This window comes from Streptomonospora halophila (assembly GCF_039542725.1).
In the GTDB taxonomy this organism is placed as follows: domain Bacteria; phylum Actinomycetota; class Actinomycetes; order Streptosporangiales; family Streptosporangiaceae; genus Streptomonospora; species Streptomonospora halophila.
Genome location: NZ_BAABIK010000008.1, coordinates 56,524 through 75,407, shown reverse-complemented (window position 1 = coordinate 75,407; position 18,884 = coordinate 56,524). Strand labels below are relative to the sequence as shown.

The 18,884-nt window shown below is 76.0% G+C and carries 12 protein-coding genes; 5 read left to right on the top strand and 7 right to left on the bottom strand.

The features are described from left to right. Positions 1-30: 30 nt before the first annotated feature. On the bottom strand, positions 31-219 hold the full coding sequence (locus ABEA15_RS09110) for a hypothetical protein (protein ID WP_344143458.1): 189 nt from the start codon (positions 217-219) through the stop codon (positions 31-33). Between the two features lie 138 nt (positions 220-357). Next, the gene (locus ABEA15_RS09105) at positions 358-1,305 is read right to left on the bottom strand and encodes a BadF/BadG/BcrA/BcrD ATPase family protein (RefSeq protein WP_345556274.1); all 948 of its coding nucleotides are present in this window, start codon (positions 1,303-1,305) and stop codon (positions 358-360) included. Between the two features lie 797 nt (positions 1,306-2,102). Between ABEA15_RS09105 and ABEA15_RS09100 the strand changes: the two genes are divergently transcribed. The 3 genes from ABEA15_RS09100 to ABEA15_RS09090 all read left to right on the top strand — a co-directional run bounded on the left by ABEA15_RS09100 (position 2,103) and on the right by ABEA15_RS09090 (position 5,133). Beyond that, positions 2,103-3,161: a MurR/RpiR family transcriptional regulator gene (locus tag ABEA15_RS09100; RefSeq protein ID WP_345556273.1), complete on the top strand. Its 1,059-nt coding sequence runs from the start codon at positions 2,103-2,105 to the stop codon at positions 3,159-3,161. After that, entirely contained in the window at positions 3,158-4,126 is a 969-nt protein-coding gene (locus tag ABEA15_RS09095) for an N-acetylmuramic acid 6-phosphate etherase (RefSeq protein WP_344143461.1), read from the top strand. The genes ABEA15_RS09100 and ABEA15_RS09095 overlap by 4 nt, the downstream gene beginning before the upstream one ends. A 173-nt stretch (positions 4,127-4,299) precedes the next feature. Beyond that, positions 4,300-5,133: a SanA/YdcF family protein gene (locus tag ABEA15_RS09090; RefSeq protein ID WP_345556272.1), complete on the top strand. Its 834-nt coding sequence runs from the start codon at positions 4,300-4,302 to the stop codon at positions 5,131-5,133. Positions 5,134-5,411: 278 nt separating this feature from the next. Here the strand turns inward: ABEA15_RS09090 and ABEA15_RS09085 are convergent, their stop codons facing one another. The 3 genes from ABEA15_RS09085 to ABEA15_RS09075 all read right to left on the bottom strand — a co-directional run bounded on the left by ABEA15_RS09085 (position 5,412) and on the right by ABEA15_RS09075 (position 11,521). After that, positions 5,412-6,863: a hypothetical protein gene (locus ABEA15_RS09085; RefSeq protein WP_345556271.1), complete on the bottom strand. Its 1,452-nt coding sequence runs from the start codon at positions 6,861-6,863 to the stop codon at positions 5,412-5,414. A gap of 78 nt (positions 6,864-6,941) precedes the next feature. Then, on the bottom strand, positions 6,942-7,580 hold the full coding sequence (locus ABEA15_RS09080) for a SanA/YdcF family protein (protein WP_344143464.1): 639 nt from the start codon (positions 7,578-7,580) through the stop codon (positions 6,942-6,944). Positions 7,581-7,801: 221 nt separating this feature from the next. Beyond that, positions 7,802-11,521 carry an NB-ARC domain-containing protein gene (locus ABEA15_RS09075; protein WP_345556270.1) on the bottom strand — a complete coding sequence of 1,240 codons (3,720 nt, stop codon included), beginning with the start codon at positions 11,519-11,521 and terminating at the stop codon, positions 7,802-7,804. A gap of 419 nt (positions 11,522-11,940) precedes the next feature. On the opposite strand from ABEA15_RS09075, the gene ABEA15_RS09070 reads away from it, so the two are divergent. Further along, positions 11,941-14,202 (top strand): UvrD-helicase domain-containing protein, encoded by a 2,262-nt coding sequence (locus ABEA15_RS09070; protein WP_345556269.1) that lies wholly within the window; start codon positions 11,941-11,943, stop codon positions 14,200-14,202. A gap of 127 nt (positions 14,203-14,329) precedes the next feature. Here ABEA15_RS09070 and ABEA15_RS09065 read toward each other — a convergent pair whose 3' ends face one another. After that, complete coding sequence (locus tag ABEA15_RS09065) at positions 14,330-15,286, bottom strand: type IV toxin-antitoxin system AbiEi family antitoxin domain-containing protein (protein WP_345556268.1); 957 nt, start codon at positions 15,284-15,286, stop codon at positions 14,330-14,332. Positions 15,287-15,710: 424 nt separating this feature from the next. Further along, the gene (locus ABEA15_RS09060; protein WP_345556267.1) at positions 15,711-16,307 is read right to left on the bottom strand and encodes a YdeI/OmpD-associated family protein; all 597 of its coding nucleotides are present in this window, start codon (positions 16,305-16,307) and stop codon (positions 15,711-15,713) included. A gap of 367 nt (positions 16,308-16,674) precedes the next feature. Between ABEA15_RS09060 and ABEA15_RS09055 the strand changes: the two genes are divergently transcribed. Continuing rightward, the gene (locus ABEA15_RS09055) at positions 16,675-18,441 is read left to right on the top strand and encodes a hypothetical protein (protein ID WP_345556265.1); all 1,767 of its coding nucleotides are present in this window, start codon (positions 16,675-16,677) and stop codon (positions 18,439-18,441) included. The last annotated feature ends 443 nt before the right edge of the window (positions 18,442-18,884 follow it).

The following is an 18,884-nucleotide window of genomic DNA, read 5'->3' as shown; positions in this document are numbered from 1 at the left end:
CCGCGGATCCGCTTTCCGCGGCCGCCCCGCTCAGGACCACGTGACGACCACGGCCACGATGATGCCGATGGCGAGGACCGCACCCACGCCCGCGAGGACGTAGGGGGTGATCGGCCGCTTCGGAGCCGCGTCGGGCTCGTTGTTGTCCGCCACGAAGCGGCGGAACATCATGGTCGAGCCGGCGGGGTCGCCCTGCTCTTTCTCGTTCTTGTCAGACATGCAGACGACGATAGCGACTCGCGGACCCCGATGACGCCCCCCGCGAACGATATTTGCCATTTTGAGCAGATCGAGTTTTACACCGGGTGATCGGGCCACCGCCCGCGAGTCAAGCGGGGCCCCAGGACCGGGCCCGCGCTAGCGGACGGCGTGGCGCAGCAGCGCCGCGTGCGCCTGCGGCGGCGACCCGCGGTCCCGCAGGGCCAGCCGGCCCGCGCCCAGCGCGCCGTCCGCCGCCCGCAGGGGCTCGGCGCAGCCGCGCTCACGCAGTCCGTCGCGGACGGCGTCGGCGACCGGCCCCTCCTCCAGTACGCCGCCGGCCAGCACGACCGGTTCGCCGCCCACGTCGGGCTCGACCGCGGCGAGGGAGGCCAGCAGGTGCCGGGCGGCATCGGCGACGACCCGCACCGCGGCCGGGTCGCCCGCGGCCGCCGCCGCGCCGACCTCCGGAGCGAGCCCGCCCAGTTCGGCCGGGGCGCGGGCGTGCGCGGCGCGCACCAGCGCCCCCGGGTCGTGCGCGGGCACCTTCAGCCGCGCGGCCAGCCGCTCGCACAGCGACGTGGGGCCGCCGCGTCCGTCGAGTGCCGCCAGCGCCGCACGCAGGCCCGCGAGGGCCAGCCACACCGCTGAGCCCTCGTCGCCCAGCAGCCAGCCGTTGCCGTCGCTGCGGCGCACCACAGCGCCGCTGCGCACGCGCGCCGCGACCGCTCCGGTTCCCGCGATGAGTACGGCGCCGACGTCGGCTGCGCTGCCGGCGGCGAAGGCGACGGCGATGTCGTCGGTGACACGCGGCGCCCCCGGCAGGCCGAGGCCGTCCCAGGCTTCCTGCGCGACCTCGGCCGACCGCTCGCGCCCGGCCGTGGCGGCGCCCGCCAGGCCGAAGACGGCGTGGGAGACCTCGGCGCCGGGGATTCCCGACAGGGCGCCGCGCAGCGCCTGGGCGAGGGCGGCCGCCGGGTCGCCGCCGGAGAGGTTGTTGGCACCCGGCGCCCGTCCGTAGCCCAGGAGCCCGCCCTCGGGTGAGACCGCCGCGCACCGGGTGGAGGTGCCGCCGGCGTCGAGTCCGACCACGACTTGCTGCGCCATGCCGACGAGCCTATTCCGCGCGGGCCGACTGCGGGCGGCGGCCCGCTCGGCGCGGCGGGCGGAGCCGGAAGCGGCCGCACCACGGCCGCGACGCCGCGGCTTCCACGTGGCGCGCCGCGCCAGGGCGCGGTGGGGCCGCGGCGCGGCTGAAAGCGCACGGCACACGGGTGAAAGTGAATCGCCAGCGCGATGTAAGCCCGTGGCGCCAAGGTGGGATACCAGGCGGTCCCGGCTGGTACTTCCCCGCTGCCGGGTACACGCCGTCGATGCGGGCCGGGACCGCTGGGGGGCGTCTCGGCTCCCAGGGGCCGGAGGACGGCCGGCTCGTGGGGGAACGCGGCTCCCCGGAGCCGCGCCGTGCCTGGCGGGACGAACCGGGGAGGGTCAACCCCCGCCAGGCACGCCCCGCACGCGGGACCGGCTCGATACGGCCTCTGAGTCCGGTCCCGGTGCGGGGACTCCCACAGCGGCCGTCCCGAACGGCGCCGGCATTCCCCGCGGCCCGGCTCGTGTCCCTTCCTTTCCTTCCCCCTACGCCGCCTGCGTCCCGGGCCCGCCGCGCAGGCGGCGCGGCGCGCCCTGCGGCAGCGCCCCCGCCCCGTTTCGCGCCCGTGATCGTCCACACCCGGGAGTGACCCCTGCCCACCCGGGCGCGCGTAAGCGATCATGGATACCAGCGGCCCGCACGGGTGACTCTCCGGGTGCCCGCTCGCACGTCGGGCGCACACGGCCGAGAGAGGCCGCGGGTATCCAGCCACGCATTGACTGCACATGCCGACCGAAAGAAACTTTCCAACATGGCGAAGACGGCGAAGCCGACCGGCCCGGGCGACGGCGGGGAACCGCGGGACGACACCCCCGCGGGGGCGGCGGCGCGCGGCGACTCCCCGGCGCCCACCACGGTGCTGCACATCCGCTCCCTCCTCCCCTCGCTCGCACCCGCCGAGCAGCGGGTCGCCCAGCGGATCGTCGACGACCCCGAGCGCGTCGCGGCCTCGTCCATCACCCAGCTGGCCAAGGACTGCGACACCTCCGAGGCCACGGTCATCCGGTTCTGCCGCACCATCGACTTCACCGGCTACCGCGAGCTCCGCCTCGCGCTCGCCACGGAGGCCGGGCAGGCGCGCGGCGCCGGAATCAGCGCGCGCGAGGTCGCCGGCGACATCAACCCCGACGACACGCTGGTGACCGTCGTCGAGAAGATCGCCTACACCGACGCCCGGGCCGTCGAGGACACCGCCGCCCAGCTGGACACCGAGGTGCTCCAGGCGGTCGTCGACCGCATGGCGGCGGCGCGCCGCATCGACATCTACGGCGTGGGGGCCAGCGCGTTCGTGGCCGCCGACCTCCAGCAGAAGCTGCACCGCATCGGCGTCACCTCCTTCGCCTGGTCCGACAACCACGTGATGCTCACCAGCGCCGCCCTGCTGAACGAGCACGACGTCGCCCTGGCGGTCTCGCACACCGGAACGACCATCGACACCATCAACGCCCTCGCCGAGGCCCGGCGCCGCGGCGCCGCCACCGTCGCCGTCACCAACTTCCCCCGCTCGCCCATCAGCGAGGCGGCCGACTACATCCTGACCACCGCGGCGCGCGAGACCACCTTCCGCTCGGGCGCCACGGCCAGCAGGCTGGCCCAGCTGACCGTGATCGACTGCTTGTTCGTAGGGCTCGCCCAGTCCCGCTACACCGACAGCCGCAGTGCCCTGGCCACCACCTACGACGCGGTGCGGGGCCTGCGCGTCGGCGAGCAGCGCAGGCGTCCCGGTCCGCGCGCCGACGAAGCCGCGACTGCGGACGCCCCGGCGACCGAGGATTCTGACCAGCGCGCGAACGGAGATGGAGCGGTATGACGCCGCAGCAGGACGCCGGCCGGGACGGCGCCACCGCCGCCGTCCCGGCACCCCTGGAGATCGTGCGGGTGCCCACCGAGCGCCGCAACCAGGCCACCTACGACATCGACCGGCTGACCACACTGGGCATCCTGCGCGAGATCAACGCAGAGGACGCCACAGTGCCGCGCGCCGTCGCCGCCGTCCTGCCCGACCTCGCCCGCGCGGTCGACCTGGGTGTCGAGGCGCTGCGGGGCGGGGGGCGCATCCACTACTTCGGCGCCGGCACGCCCGGGCGCATCGCCACCACCGACGCCGCCGAACTTCCGCCCACCTTCGGCACCGCGCCCGAGACGGTCCTGGCCCACCACGCCGGAGGCGCCACGACACTGGAGCGGGCGGCCGAGGGGATCGAGGACGACGAGGACCTGGGCCGCGACGACGCCGGCGCCGTCGGCGCGGGCGACCTCGCGGTGGGCCTGACCGCCAGCGGGCGCACCCCCTACGTCGCGGGCGCCCTGCGCGCCGCGCGGCGAGCGGGGGCGGCGACCGTGCTGGTCACCGCGAACCCGGCGGCGCCGCTGGCCGACGCCGCCGACGTGCACGTGGGCGTCGACACCGGCGCCGAGGTGATCGCGGGCTCCACCCGGATGAAGGCGGGCACGGCCCAGAAGCTCGTGCTCAACGCGTTCTCCACGGCGGTGATGGTGCGCCTGGGCCGCACTTACTCCAACCTGATGGTCGGGGTCAACGCCACCAACGCCAAGCTGCGCGGCCGGGCGGTCACCATCCTCGCCGAGGCCAGCGGCATGGACGAGGACTCCTGCGCCACCGCCCTGACACAGGCCGACGGCGACACCCGCGTGGCGCTGGTGACCCTGCTCACCGGAGCGGGCACCGACCGCGCCGCCGCCGCACTCACCGCCTGCGGCGGCCGGGTGCGCGACGCTCTGCAGCACATCGAGGACGCGCCGGAGCCCCGGTAACACCCGCCCGCAACGGCGGCGCCCGCGCGCGGCGCGCCTGGCGCCCCCGGTGCGCACCCGCGCGCAAGCGGGCGGGCGCGACGTAAAGAGTCCCCGCACGGCCGCGGTACGCCCGGCGAGACGTCGCCACCCGCGGGTCGGGCGGGAACCCGATCCGTCTCCGGATCGTCGGTGTGACTGTGAGCAACGAGCCCTCGGAGTACGCGGAGCCCTCCCGCCGCCCGGACGCCGCCGTCGCCCCTGAGGAGGCGCCCGTCCCGGACACGGGCTCCGACACCCCGACGGTGCCGACTGCAGTGCCGCCGCACCCGCCCGCAGCGGCGAGCCGCAGGCGTCCCGCCGGGCGGTGGCGCCCGCCGGGTGTGCGCGCCTGGTCGCTCCTGCTCCTGGTCGCGGCGGTGGCCGGGCTGGTGCCCTACGCGTGGCTGAACGCGACGACGCTGGACCAGCGGACGGGCGCGGCCGAGGCACGGCACAGGCCGGTGGCGATCGTGCTCGGCGCGGGCCTGCGCGACGACGGCACGCCGACCACGCTGCTGGCCCGCCGCCTCGACATCGCCGCCCGGCTGTACCGGGCCAAGCTCGTCGACGCCGTGCTGGTGAGCGGGGACAACAGCGTCGCCGCCTACAACGAGCCCGACGCCATGCGCGACTACCTCGCCGCCGCCGGGGTACCGCGCCGCAAGGTGGTCGCCGACTATGCGGGGTTCAGCACCTGGGAGACCTGCACGCGTGCGCGGCGGATCTTCGGGGTCGAGGCGGCGTCGGTCGTCACCCAGAACTTCCACCTGCCGCGCGCGGTGGCGCTGTGCTCCCGCGCCGGGATCGACACCCGGGGCGTCGGCGACTCCAGCTACTCCGTGCGGACCACGGCGACGGTCTACGGCTACGTGCGCGAGGTGCCGGCGGCGTTCCCGGCCCTCTACCAGGCCCTCCTCCGGCCGGACCCGCAGTTCCTCGGGCCCGGCGAACCCGACGTCCGCGAGGCGCTGGCGGCGCCCCGGTAGCCGTTCTCCTCCGTGAGGCTGAAAATTCGGGAGGCGGGTGGGCGCAGGGGCCGACCGTCCTCGACGCAGCGGGCCGGGGCCAGGCGGCCGGTGGTGTCCGGGTGGCGTTGGCGCGGGCGACGCGGGCCGTGGAAGGCCTCCCGGCTGCCGGTGCTGATCTCGGTCGATGCACGCCGATGTCGGAGGCCCCTTTCCGCTGTCACGACACGGCCGGGCGCGGACCCGCGCGCCGACAGGCCGGGGCGGGGCCCACCCGCCCCTCGGCCGCCCCGCGGGGCTCAGCGGCCTCCGCCGAAGAGCCGGCCGAGCAGTCCGCCCGGCTGCGGCGCCTGCCGGGGACCCGCGGACCCCGGTGCGGCGGTCCCCTGCGCGCCCTCGGCGGCGTCGGTCCCGCCGTCGTCGCCGTCCTCGGAGCCGGAGCCGTCGACCCCGGCGAACGCGCGGAACTCGTCGCGGCCCTCGGGAAGGCCCCAGGCGGCGACCGTCTCGCCGAGCCCGGCGCTCTCCCACGTCCGCTCCGGCAGCTCGGCCAGCTCCCACAGCACCTTGAGCGTGTCCTCGTCGAGGTCCGCTGAGGGGTCGACGGCGTCCTCGACCGCGCTGCGCGGACCGAGGACCATCTCCAGTGCGGCACCGGCGACCGCCGCGAGCGTGGCGCCCTCCGCCTCGGCGAGCGCGGCGGGCAGCACACCGAGGCGCTCGCTGACGCCCCGGCCGCCCGCGCGCCCCAGCGCCAGGAAGCCGAGCGACTCGGGCGGGGTCTCGCCGCAGTGCGGCCAGGCGTCGCCGAAGAGGCCGCGGTAGCCCGGCCTGGCGCGGCGGCCGTTGGCGATGCGGGTGAAGCACTCCTGGGGCGCCTTCTCGCCGTGGATCTGCACCATGGCCACGGCCGCGGTGAAGGAGTTGTACAGGTGTCCCGCGGCCATCTCGTGTGCGAGCGCCACCGTGGCGGCGGGGTCGTCGGCCGGGGCGAGCATGCCCAGGGCGAACACCTCGGCGGAGACCGGGTCGTCCGAGGAGCCGGACGAGCCTCCGGAAAGGTCGGCGGGCCTGCCGATCCGCCGCAGCAGGGCGGGGTAGACCTCGGCCGCGGCGCCGGGCAGGAACGCGAGGACGTAGCAGGCCCACTCGGCCGGAGGGTCGATGCCGCGCCGGTTGTCGCGGCCGTCGAGGAGCGTCAGCAGGTCGGCGGCGCGGGCCAGCACGGTGTCGTAGACGGCCAGCTCGGCCTGGAGCAGCTCGGGCCCGCCGTCGCGGGCGGCGGTGTCGAGCCGGACGCGCATTCTTCGGTAGTGCTGCTCGTCGGGGGCCTCCTGCACCCACGTGCGGTACTGGTCGCGGACCTTGTCGACGTCGGAGCCCGCGGCCCATGCGGCCTCGTCGCGCCAGAGGGCGTCGTCGAGGCGCTGGGGCACCAGCGTGGTCGCGGCGGGAGCCAGCAGCTCCAGCAGCAGGCTCAGCGGGCGCGAGCGCCAGTCGGCGGGGGTGTCGGGGTGGCAGGCGATGGAGACGAGGAAGTCGGCGACCCGCGGCGCGGCCGTGTAAGCGGGAGCGGGGAAGCGGACGAGGTCGAACAGTGCGGCGACCGCATCGTCGACCCCGCGCTCGGCGGTACCGCCCCCGGCGATGTCGCGCAGGAGGCCGGGGATCTCGCCGCCGCGCGGAGCGAGCCCGCTCCAGTCGATGTCGTCCAGTCCGTGCAGGGGTCCGGAACCCGTCGTCGCGTCCATATCCCGCATTATCGCCGTGCCGACGCCCTCACCGCCAACCCGGCGCTTTCGGATGTGGACGGGCGCGGCGCGGGGGCGTCAGGACAGCGCGGTCCGCAGCTCGCCGCGCGGCGGCTCGACGACGGCGGGCGCGGGCTGCAGTACGGCGTCGCCCAGCGCCTTGGTGTTGGCGCCGATCTCGCGCAGGTAGCCCACCGCGGTCGAACGCGGCCGCCGCCGGAAGCTGGGGTCGCCGACACCGTAGGCGTCCACGCCCGCCGCCCGGCACAGGGCGACCGCGCGGGGCAGGTGGAAGACCTGGGTGACGACGATCGCCCGGTCCACGCCGTAGGTCTCGCGCGCCCGGACCGCGGTGTCCCACGTGCGGTAGCCGTGCGGATCGGCCACGACCGCGTCCTCGGGCACGCCGCGCTCGACCAGCTCGGCGGCCATGGTGTCGGTCTCGCGGTTGGCCACGGGCCGGTTGTCCCCGGACACGAGCACCGCCCGCACGGTGCCCTCGCGGAACAGCCGGGCGGCGATGTCGATGCGGCCCTCCAGCAGCGGGGAGGGGCCGGTCGGCCACACCGCCGCCCCGAGCACGATCGCGACCGGCCGGATGGGCACCCGCCCGAGCCGCGTACGGCGCCCGCCGCTGGCCAGGTAGCTCCACGCGGTGGGCCCCAGCGCCGCCGCCGCACCCGCCACGCCGGCGGCCGCCCACATTCCCGGTCTCATATGCTCTCCCGTCACCGCCGCCCCGCCCGGGGGCGCTGTGCGCCACGAACCGACTTCCGCCTCCCGCGTCGACCGCCTGCGTAGGGGGCACCGCGGGGCGGGAACACCCGACTGCCGTCCGGCCCGCCCGACCCTAGCGCTTCAGCGGGCCCGCAACGGCCCGGACCTCGCTCGCCGCGGGGGCGAAGCGCGCAGGCGGTCGGCCGTGCGGGCGCCGGCGGTCACGGCGACGGCGGCGGGCAGCCCGGGCCCGAGCCGCTGTCGGCGCCGGATACGGCGTCGGCGGAGGAGCCCGAGGACGGTTCGCCGGCATCGGGCGCCTCCGCGGCGCTCCCGGGCCGGCGCTGACGCGGCGCGTGCAGCGCGCGCTCCGCCGAGTCCTCCCGGTCGTCCCCTGGACCCTGACCCTCCGCGCTCGGGTGCTCCGCCGCCTCCGCGTGCGGGGCCGACTCGGGCACGCCCGCTCCCGGCGCATCGGGCCCGGCCGTCGCGGGTTCGGCCGCGGACGGCGGACCGCCCGCGTCGGAGGCGCCGCCTGCGGGGACGGAAAGGCCGTCCGCGCGCGGCTCCTCCGCATCCGCAGGGCCGTCCCGGCCTTCCGGCCCGGCGCCTCCGCCGGCCGGCGCGGCACCGCCCGGCTGCGCCTCTGCGGTGCCGACTCCCCAGCGGAACTGCTCGGGCGGCGCCGCAGGGCCGTTCTGTATGCGGGTGAGGCGGTGGTGGGCCTCGCGGTCGCGCCACTCCAGACCCACCGCGCGGGCCTCCTCACGGGCGGCGGTGAGGTGGCGGATCGCCGCCTCGGTGTTGCCGGTCTCGTCGAGCAGGCGGCCGAAGAGCTCCTCGGCGCCGATGCGGCCGACGCGGTCCCCCAGCCGCTGGAACGCCTCGTAGGCGTACTCCGCGTCGACCAGCGCGTGGCGGGAGCAGCCGGCGTCCGTCAGCGCCTCGGCCGCGGTGCGGTGGGCGCGGGCGTGCCAGAGCTGGTCGCCGAGCTCGGCGAAGCCCTCGGCGGCGGCGCGCATCGTGGCGGCGCACTCGTCGACGCTCACCTTGGCGGTCAGCCGCACGCTGCCCAGGGCCAGGTCCGTGCGGTGCCTGCCCCACGTGTCGCCCATCTCGGCCAGCGTCGCGGCGGCCTCCTCCAGCATCCGGATCCGCTGCTCGACCGACCACCGGCGCTGCTTCTCGGCCACGGCCCGCTGGCCCGCGCGCCCGGCCCGGGGCAGCCGGTCGAACCACTCCTGGGTCTGGTCGAAGTACTCGCCGAGGAACCCGCGCGCGGTGTTGCGCAGCTCGTTCTCGTAGTGCCGGTAGCTGCGCAGGTGCTCCTGCGTCGTCGCGAGCCGGAACCGGCGGCCCTCGCGGGCCACCTTGCCCTCGATGCGGTCGCGCTTGTACTCGGCCCGGGCGGGGTCGAGCGCCAGGCGGACCTCGCGCCACTGCTCGTCCAGGCGGCCGGTGTCCAGCTCGGCCATGGCGCGCTGGCAGCGGGCGGTGTACCAGCGCTCCTCGGCCCGCCGGTAGTACTCGCGCACCTCGTCGAGCATGAACCACGCGTTCAGCTCCCGCCCGCGGGCGGCCATGATCTCGGCGAGGGCGATCCGCGCGTTGCTGTGCTCGTCCCAGTCCTGCTCGTCGCGGAAGATCCGGCAGGCCGACTGGAGCAGCTTCTGCGCGCGGAGGTGCTCGGCGCCGTCGGACGCGGAGCCCGACCGGTACTCGGCGTCGCGGCGCCTCCCCCGCTGGGCGTGCACCTCGGCGAGGTCGCACAGCACCCGGGCCCTCCACCAGTGGTCGCCCTCCTCGCCGAAGATCCGCTCGGCCGTGTTCAGGGCCTCGGCTCCGCCGTCCAGGTGTCCGCGGCGCTGGAGGTTGACGCCGAGGGAGCGCCGGGCGCGCGCCCGCCAGTGCGGGGATGCGGCGTCGGACGCTTCGCCGGACCGGGCGGCGCCCCGGTCGCCGGCCTGCTCGAAGACCCGCCGCGCCGTCTCGGCGTCGTCGATGCCGGCCTGGTAGTCGCCCATCTTGCCCGCGATCTCGGCGCGGTCCAGCCGCGCGAGCCCTCCGGCCAGGCGGTCGCCCAGCCGGTAGGCGGTGCGCAGCTGGACCAGGGTCGCCTGCTCCCAGTCGGCCCAGTACACCCGCCACACCTGGCACAGCGCCGCGAAGGCGTGCGCCAGCCGCCATCCCAGCTCCGGCAGGTCGTGGGTCTCGGCGAGCCGCATGCACATCAGCAGCGACTCCCGCTCCTGGGTGAGCCACTGCCGCGGGCTTCCGGTGGGCGCCAGCCGCAGTCCCGGCGCGGGGGTGATGTCGGTGCGCTGGCCCAGCACACCGGGGTCGTGGGTGCGGGTGACCTCGGCCGCGGCCTGTTCGACCAGCCAGGTGTAGGCCGAGACGAGGCGGCGGGCGGCGCCGCGGCCGCCGGCGCCCTCCCAGTTGTCGCGCTCCCACTGCGTGAGGCGCAACTCGCGGGCGTCGATCATCCGCAGCGTCTCGCGCACCAGGTCGTGGATGCGGAAGGTGTTCTCGCGGGTCTCGTTGCGCTCGGTGGCCAGGACGAGGTAGCGGCGGACCAGGCCGTCGATGAGCGCGCCCGCGGTGTCGCGGGGCACGTCCAGCAGCACCGCCGCCGACCAGTCGCTGAACTTGCGCAGGTCGGAGTCGGCGATGTGCTTGAGCAGCAGCCGCTCCTGGGGTTCGCACAGCTGGAGGCTGAACGCGAAGGAGGCGGCGAAGCCGTGCGGGCCGTCCAGCAGCGGGCTGCGCACGAAGTCGTCGAGCTCCTCCAGGACCTCGCGCGGGCTCGGGTCGGACTGCTCGACGAGCCGGCCGCCGCACAGCCGTATGGCCAGCGGCAGCCCGTGGCAGCGCCGCACGATCTCGGCGCGGTCGCACCGGACCCGGTCGAGCTCGTGCGAGCCCGGGCCCAGTTGCACCGGCGCGATGCGGTCGAGCAGCTCCTCGCCTTCGCGCTGGCCGAGCTCGTCCAGTTCGCAGGACTCGAACTCGAACTCGGCGTGGCCGAAGGCGCGCCGGGAGGTGATCAGCACGGCGCAGCGCGACCCGCTGGGCACCAGCGGCCACACCTGGTCGGCGTCCTTGGCGTTGTCCAGGACGACGAGCATCCGCCGGCTGTAGGTCAGCGCCCGCCAGGTGTTGGACAGCTTCTCGACGGTGGCGCCGGAGGGGATGCGGCCCTGCATCGACTGGACCAGCGCTTCCAGGACCTTCGCGGTCGAACGGGGCTCGCGCTGGGGCAGGGTGGGCCCGGGCACGTCGATGGTGAGGGTGTCGGAGTCGCGGCGCGCACCGCGGTCGAACATGCGCCGCATCCGCCGGCCGATGCCCCGGGTGAGGCCGCCACCGGAGTCCTCGCCGGTATCGGTCTCGTCGGGCTCCCGGTCGCCGGAGAGCTCCACCCACCGCACGCCGTCGGGGAAGCGGTCCAGCACCTCGTGCGCGATCTGGGTCGCGACCTGCGTCTTGCCCGTGCCCGGGGCTCCGCTGATCACGACCACGAGCGGGGATCGGCGGGAGTCGCGCAGCTTGGCCCGCAGGTCGAGGAAGCCGCGCACGCCCGCGCGGGGGAAGATGCGGAAGTGGCGGCGCAGCCGAGCCATCAGGGCCGCATGGCCGGTGAAGCGCTCGCTGTAGGGCGGCAGCTCGATCTGCGGCTGCCTGGGGGCGAGCGGCGGCGGCTTGGCCCCCGCATCCCGGTTCGAGTCGAAGCCCACGGTGACCGCGGCGGTGGCCACCGCGCCGGTGACGGAGAGCCCCCAGACGACGGTGCGGGGAAAGTCGTCGAGCAGGTCCGGGGCCATCTGCAGGAGCAGCGCGCAGGAGATGAAGGCGACGGGGGCGACCACTCCGCCGGTGAGTCTGCGCAGCAGCGGCCGACGGGCCGGCCCGCGCTGCTGGCTCGACCTCTCCTGCGGCATTGGCACGCCCACCTCTGCAGTTCTGCCGGCTGCGCCCTCTCGACCGCAAACTCCGGCCGACGGAGGATGTCCGAAGGCAACACGGTACCCCTCCGTCCCTTTCGCGGCCCGGGTTGTGTCCGGATTCCGCCGCGGCCGGCCGCGTATTCGCTGTCCGGCGATACCGCGGCGGCGGGCGCCCGATCGGGAGGCGGTACGAGCGGGCGACGCGGCCGGCGCGGGGACTCGGCCCCGCTGGTGAACCCCCCGTATGCGGCCGATCGCCGCCCGGAGCGGGGCCGGTGGACTGCGCGGCCGCGCATCGGGCGGAATATCGGCCAAATGCGGCCGTAATGTCATAAGCGTCGGATACAACAACAAGGGAATGGCAGTGAACGTGCGGGATTCACCGCGCTGATGCGCCCGCGAAAGGGAGGCCCATGCCGCAGTTGGCGATCGACGCGACGTGTCTTCCGCAGTACGACAAACTCGACAGGCCCACGCGCGAGCGCCTGCTCGCGGCCACGCGCAAATTCCGCGAACTCTCGCTCGACGCCCTGCTCGCCCACCCCGACCTGCGGATCCGCTCGCTTCCCAAAGGACAGGATCCGCGTATTCGCACTTTCCGCATCAGCGACTCCTGGACCGGGGTGATGCTGGCGCCGGAGTCCGGAGAGACCTTCCTCCTCGTCCATCTGCTCCCCCGCGACTCCGCCGCGGACTGGGCCGGCGACCAGCGCCACGACGTCAACCCCGTCATGGGCACGCTGGAACGCCGCGACGCCTCGGCCCTGGGACAGTCCGACATGGGTCCGGCCGGCCCCGCGGCCGCAGCGCCGCCGCGGCCCGAGGCCGCGCCGGCACCCGCCGCCGCGGCGCGCCCCACCGCCCGGGCAGACCCCGGCTCGGCGCCGCAGGCGGCACCCCCACCGCTCCCCGCCGCCTCCACCCCCTCCCCCGACGACACCACCGGCCTCCTCTTCGACCGGATCACCGACCGCGACCTCCAGCGGCTCGGCATCGACCCCGAGATCCTCGACTTCTGCCGCAGCGTGGCCACCGCCGACGAACTGCACGGCTGGGCGCCCGCCCTGCCCCAGGACCAGTACGAGGTGCTGCGCGCCCTGGCCGAGGGCCACTCGGTGCAGCGGGTGCGCGACGAGGTCGTCGTGCCGCGCCGCCCCGCCGTCGGCGCCGTGGCGCCCGACGACTACGACACCGCCATCCGGCACACCCGCGAGCGGGTCATCGTCGTCAACGACAACCAGGAGATCGAGGACGTCCTCGCGGGCGAGTTCAACGCCTGGCGGATCTACCTGCACCCCATGCAGCGCGAACTGGCCTACCGCCCCCGGTTCAACGGACCCGCGAAGGTCTCGGGCGGCCCCGGAACCGGCAAGACCGTCGTCGCACTGCACCGGGTCAAGCACCTGGCCGAGCACCTGCCGCTGGGCGGCCGGGTGCTGCTGACCAGCTTCACCAACGCCCTGGTGGAGTCGCTCAAGCGCAACCTCGCGCTGCTGCTGCCGCCCGAGCTCGTCGAGGACGTCGACGTGGTCACCACCGACAAGCTCGCGCTGGACGTGGTCAAGGAGGTCCACCCCGACGTCCGGCTGCGCACCGACACCCGCGGGATCTTCGCCAACTACACCCGGCAGCACCGCCTGCCCTGGCCGGTCGACTTCCTGTTCTCGGAGTACCGGCACGTGGTCACCGCGCACGGGATCACCACCCTGGAGGGCTACCTCGACCCCGACGCGCGGGTCGGGCGCACCACGCCGCTCGACGCCGACCAGCGCCGCGAGGTCTGGCACGCCATCAGCAGCGTCCGGGCGATGATGCGCACCAGCCGCCGGGTGCCGGCAGAGGACCTGCACGCCGAGGCCGCCCGCATCCTCGACGAGCGCTCCGAGCTGCCCTACACCAACCTGGTCGTCGACGAGGCCCAGGACCTGCACCCGGCGCAGTGGCGCACCCTGCGCGCCGCGGTCCCCCGCGGGCCCAACGACATGTTCATCGCCGGCGACAACCGGCAGCGCATCTACGACAACACCGTCTCCTTCCGCCGGCTCGGCATCGAGATCGTCGGCCGCTCCTTCCCGCTGCGGGTGAACTACCGCACCACCGAGCAGATTCTGACCTGGGCGGACGGCATCCTGCGCGGGCGGCCGGTGACCGAGCTGGGCGACTCCTCGGCCACCGAGCCCGGTGGGGCCGCACGCTGCGTTCTCAGCGGCCCCGAGCCCGAGCTGTTCGGTGCGCCCGACGAGCCCGCCGAGCTGGACGCGCTGGCCGAGCGGGTGCGGGCCTGGCTGGCCGAGGGGATCGCGCCCGCCGACGTCTGCGTGACGGCGCGCACCAACAAGCTGCGCGACTCGGTGGCGGCCCATCTGCGGGCGCGCTCCCTTCCGGCGGGGATATTCCATCCGCGCGAGCACTCGATCACCGACCCCGCGCACGGTGTGCGGGTGACCACCATGCACGGGGTCAAGGGGCTGGAGTTCCGGGCCGTCGCGGTGTTCGCCGCGACGGCCGACGCGCTGCCCCAGCTGGACCGGGTCACCAGCGCCGACCTCGACGAGAACCAGCACCGGGCCGATCTCGACGCGCAGCGCTCCCTGCTGTACGTGGCCTGCACGCGCGCACGGGAGCGCCTGTACGTGAGCTGGCACGGCACGCCGAGTCCGTTCCTGCCGCTCTGAGGCGCGGGCCCCGGGGGTCTCGGGCCCGCGGGGGCGGGCCGCACTCGGTGCGCACCGCTACCGGCGCGCCGCCGGCACGCGCGACTCGGGGCCGGGCGCGGGCGGTGCCCCGGACGGATGCACGACGTCATCCGCGTCCTCTGTCGGAGGTGCGGCAGGCGTCGCGGACGGCCGCTGCGATCTCGTCCGGGCGCTGGAGGTCGCGCCAGGTGAACCTGAGCATGACCAGGCGCTCCGGTGTGCTGACCATGCTGTTCTGCCGCCGGCGGTCGACGTAGAGGGCCTCGGGCAGGGCGTGGGGTCCCCGTCCGTCCGCCTCGGCGATCACGCCCCGGCTCGGCCACGCGAGGTCGGCGCGCCCCGCGAGCGTGCCGTCGGCCCGATAAACGGGGTACTGCAGGGTCTCGGGCGGCACTCCGGCGTCGTGGCACACGAGCCGGATCCGCGACTCCAGGCTGCTCTGCGCGCGCCCGTCGGCGAGCGACCACCACGCCCCGGTGCGGACCGCCCCGGGCCGGCCGGCGTTGGCGGTGCGCAGGCCGGGCAGCTGATCGGCGGCGACCGCGCCGCGCTGCACCGCGGAGTCGAGAATGCTGACGGCGGTGAGGCGGTCGGAGACGAGGACCGCGTCGCGCAGCGTGCGCCCGGGCGTGGTCAGCCGGATGCCGCCGCGCACCGCGACCTCTCCGACGGGCGGGCGCCAGGCGTACCGGCGCAGCGTACCCGCGGCCGGGGACGACCCGCCGCCGGGGACGGCGACGTGCACACGCTCGGGCGCGCCGCCGGGCGGCAGGCCGTGCAGGCCCCACAGCCGTACGGCGGTGGGGCCGACCGCGACCGCACTCGGGCCGAGCGCCAACTGCACGGCCATCACCCGGGCGGCGAGCGGCGGATCGCCTCCGCCGGAGGGGTGGACGAGATAGACGCCGGTATGCACCCGCTGCCACCTGCCCCGGCGCACCAGGCCGTCGATCCGGGCGCGCGAAAGCCCGCACGCCAGCGCCTGGGCCCGGGTCACCACCCCGTGCTGACCTGCGGCGAGCCCGCGGAGGCCGGGCAGGCGCGAGCGTTCGGATTCCGACATGACACCAGCACACCGGAGCGCGACCGGGCGCACAACACCGGCTTCGCCGCCTGTGGACAAGCGGGCCGGGAGGCGGTGCCGCCGTGGTGACGGGTGGTACCCCGCCGGCGGCCGTCGTTCTCGGCGCTGCGCCTGTCGCACCGCTTCGCGCCGGTGCGGTTGCGGGTGCGGATGTCGGTGGTTGCGGCCCGGCAGGCCGCGGCGTTGCTGTGGCCCTGCTGCACGCGCTGTGCGTCCGCCGCTCGTCAGCGGAACCCTGCCTTGCGCCGGGCGCCGCCCATCGTGATCTCGGCAGTGCGTCACACGCCGTTGCACCGCGATGGCGGCGACGGCGGCCGACCGGTAGGGGCGGGAACGCGGTCGGCGGAGCCGCTCCGCGTACCCGCGGCCGTGCGCCGCGCCCTCGTGAGGACGGCCCGGAGCCCTACCGGGGCTTCCTGCGCTGAGGCGGACGCGGAGGGTCGCCGGCCGCCAGCCGCGCCACGTAGTCGGCCACTCGGCGCGCCCGGGTCTCGGGGCGCTTCGCCTCCTGCAGCGAGTACAGGATGGTGAACCTGCTGCTCCTGTTCAGGGCGGCGAAGGCCTCCGCTGCCGCCGGAACGGCGTCCAACGCCTCGCGCAGGTCGTCCGGTACCGACGCCGTGCTCGGCGGGTCGTAGGCGGCGTCCCACCGCCCGTCGGCCTTGGCGCGCTCGACCTCCTCCAGTCCGGCGGGCCGCATCCGGCCGGCACTGATCAGCTCCTCGGCCTTCGCGCAGTTGATCTTCGACCACGGGCTGCGGGGCCTGCGCGGGGAGTACCGCTGCGCCCACCACCCCTCCGGGGTACCGGCCGAGCTCGCCTGGCCGTCGATCCAGCCGTAGCACAGCGCGAGGTCCAGAACCTCGGAACGGGTGAGGGCGCGTGCGTCCGTCCCCTTCTTCGGGAAGGCCACCCAGATGTGGCCGACGGTGCGATGGTGCTCTTCGAACCATTCCGCGAGCTGCTGCGCGGTGGCGAACACGAGCGGTTGATCGGCCATGGTGCCGGTGTTCCTTCCGGGAAATCCGAACGGTCTCGGATACCGCCGATTCTGCCGGACGGCGACGACATTCCGGCAGCCCCCACCTCCGGCGTTCCCGGTGGCCGGGGCGGCGAAAGGCTCCGGATTGCGGTGCGGCGAGCCGCGGTTCCGCAACCGCCGGAGGGAACCGGCTTTCGGCGATCCACGGGATATCGGCGACTTTCCCACCGCGCAGCGTCCCCGCTGCCACACTGTTGGTGAGGTGGCGGCGGACAGCGGGCGGGCCGCCGTGACCCGGGCGGAGCCGACTCCGCCGGCGCAGGCCGTCCGGCGCCCCGGTGCGGCCCGGCCCCAGGACGGCCTGGGCGAGAAACGTGGAGTGGCGATGCGCCTGGTTTTCAGCAACGCCGACGAGGAGACCCTCGACCGCTACCGCGACCTGCTGCCGCGCGCGGCGGCCTCCTGGGCGGCCGGGCAGCCCGTGCCCCCGGTCTCGCGGCGCGCTCTGGGCGCGGTGACCGGCTACAAGCTCGGCGAGCCCGGCTGCGGCGGCGACGGCCTGGTCGCGCGGTGGACGGCGGCCGACGTCTTCACCCTGCTGCGGCACTGGGTGCCCACCCGGGAGGCGCTGCCCGCCACCGACGTGCGGGCGGTCCCCGGCGCGCTGCGCACCTGGTGGGCGTTCCTGGACCGGCACGGCTGGCTCGACCCGCGCTCGGCACGCCTGGCCAACCTCGAACAGGCCGTCGAGGACGCCGCGCCCCGCCTCTCCGGCGCGAGCGGCACGGACGGGCGGGGACACGACGCCGCCCGACCGCACGCAGGAGCCTCCCCGGGCGCGGCGCCCCCGGCCGAGGACGCCGCGCCCGGGCTGGGCTTCGCCGCCTTCGCGGCGGCGGCGCGCGGCGAGGGGGACGGCGCGCTGCCGACCCGCCCGCGGGGCGGGTGGGGCCGGCTGGGCTACTCGCTGCCACCCGCGGCTCTTCCGACGGCGGAGGAACTGGTCGCGGCGGTCGCAGCCGCTCCGGTGTGCGCCGACCCGCGCACGGCGAACGGGTCCCCGGCCTCCGGGGAGCTGCTGGAACGCTGGTGGTCCGGCTTCGCCGCGGTCCGCGGCGCCGCAGCGGAGCGGCTGCGCCGCGTCGGCGCGGCGGACGGCGCCGACCAGGACGCGGCGGACGCGCTGATCGGCGCCGTGCTGACCGCGCTGAGCCTGGGCAGGGAACGGGGAGCGCCGACGCCGCTGGCCCCGCGCATGGCAGCCGACCTGGCCGCCGACGCGCGGTTGAGCGGCGCTCCCGCGGCCGTGCGGCGGCCGACCGGCCCGTCCCACGGCCCGCCGGATGCGGCCGGCCCCGCCGAGGCCGCCGAACCGCTCCTGGCGGAGCTGGAGCACCTCGGCGCCGTCGCACACGAGGCCTCCGATACCGGCGGCGTCCGGCGAACCACCGCCGGCCGACACACGAGCACCGTGCTGACTCCGCTGGGCCGGTGGCTGTGGTTCGCCCTACTCGTGTGCAACGGGGTGCGCCCGCTCACCCGCGCCGAGCTGATGGCCGAGGACGCCGAGGTGCTGATCGACCGGGCCGCCTCCGGCGACCCCTTCGCCGAGCGGGAGCTGCAGGAGTGGATCGCCGCGCGCGGCCCGGCGAGGGCGCTGCCCGAGCTGGTGGAGGTCTACCGGCGCAGCGACGACTGCGTGCACCGCTCCCTGGCCAACCGCCTGACGTCGGCATACGCGCTGCAGGCGCGCAGCTGCTACGAGCGCCTGCGCGGCGACCCCGACTTCGGCGGCCGGGCGCGCTGCTGGCTGTTCGACGCCGGGTTCGCCAAGCTCGACTCCCTGCAGCCGCACGACCACCTCGGTCCGCTGCTCGACGGACTCGCGGCGAGCCTGCGCACCGGAACCTACGGGCACGACGACGGCGCAGGCGGCATCGGCGCGTTTCCCGGTGTCAGCGACCCCGAACTGCCGACCGTCTTCGACTCCGCGGCCGGGTTCGGCCACCCCGAGGCGCGCTTCGTACTGCGCTGGTTCGCCCGCCACCACCCCGACCCCCGCATACGCGCGGCGGCGCGAGCAACCCTCGCCCGCACCGGCCCGGCCCCCGCCGGGAGACCGGCGGGCCCGCAGGGCCCGCGGCACCGCTGACCCCGCCGCCGCGACGGCCCGCACCCGCCCCCGCCGCACGGCCCCTCCCCCTCGACCCGCGGCCGCGGCTCCGGCCGGGCCCCACACCTCCGTGTGGCCTCCGGCGAAGGACCGCGCCCGCCCGCCCCGGGCAGCGGTCGGCAGCCCGAACCCGACCTCCCACAGCACGCACCGCACCCCGCCGGGCTCAGCGCGGTGAGTACGGCGCCGATCAGCACATCCGCCGCGTCCTGGCCGACGCCGTCCGCCGCGCCGACACGCCGAGCAGCCACTCCACTGCGGCGCCGCGGACCGCGGCGGAGGGGCTCTCCGCCGCCGAGGTGCGGACGGTCCCGCTGCGCACCTGGTGGGCGTTCCTGGACCGGCACGGCTGCGCCCGCCCCGCCGGGAACCCGCGACACGCACACGCCCCTGGGAGCGCACAGGAGGCCCCAGAACCGACA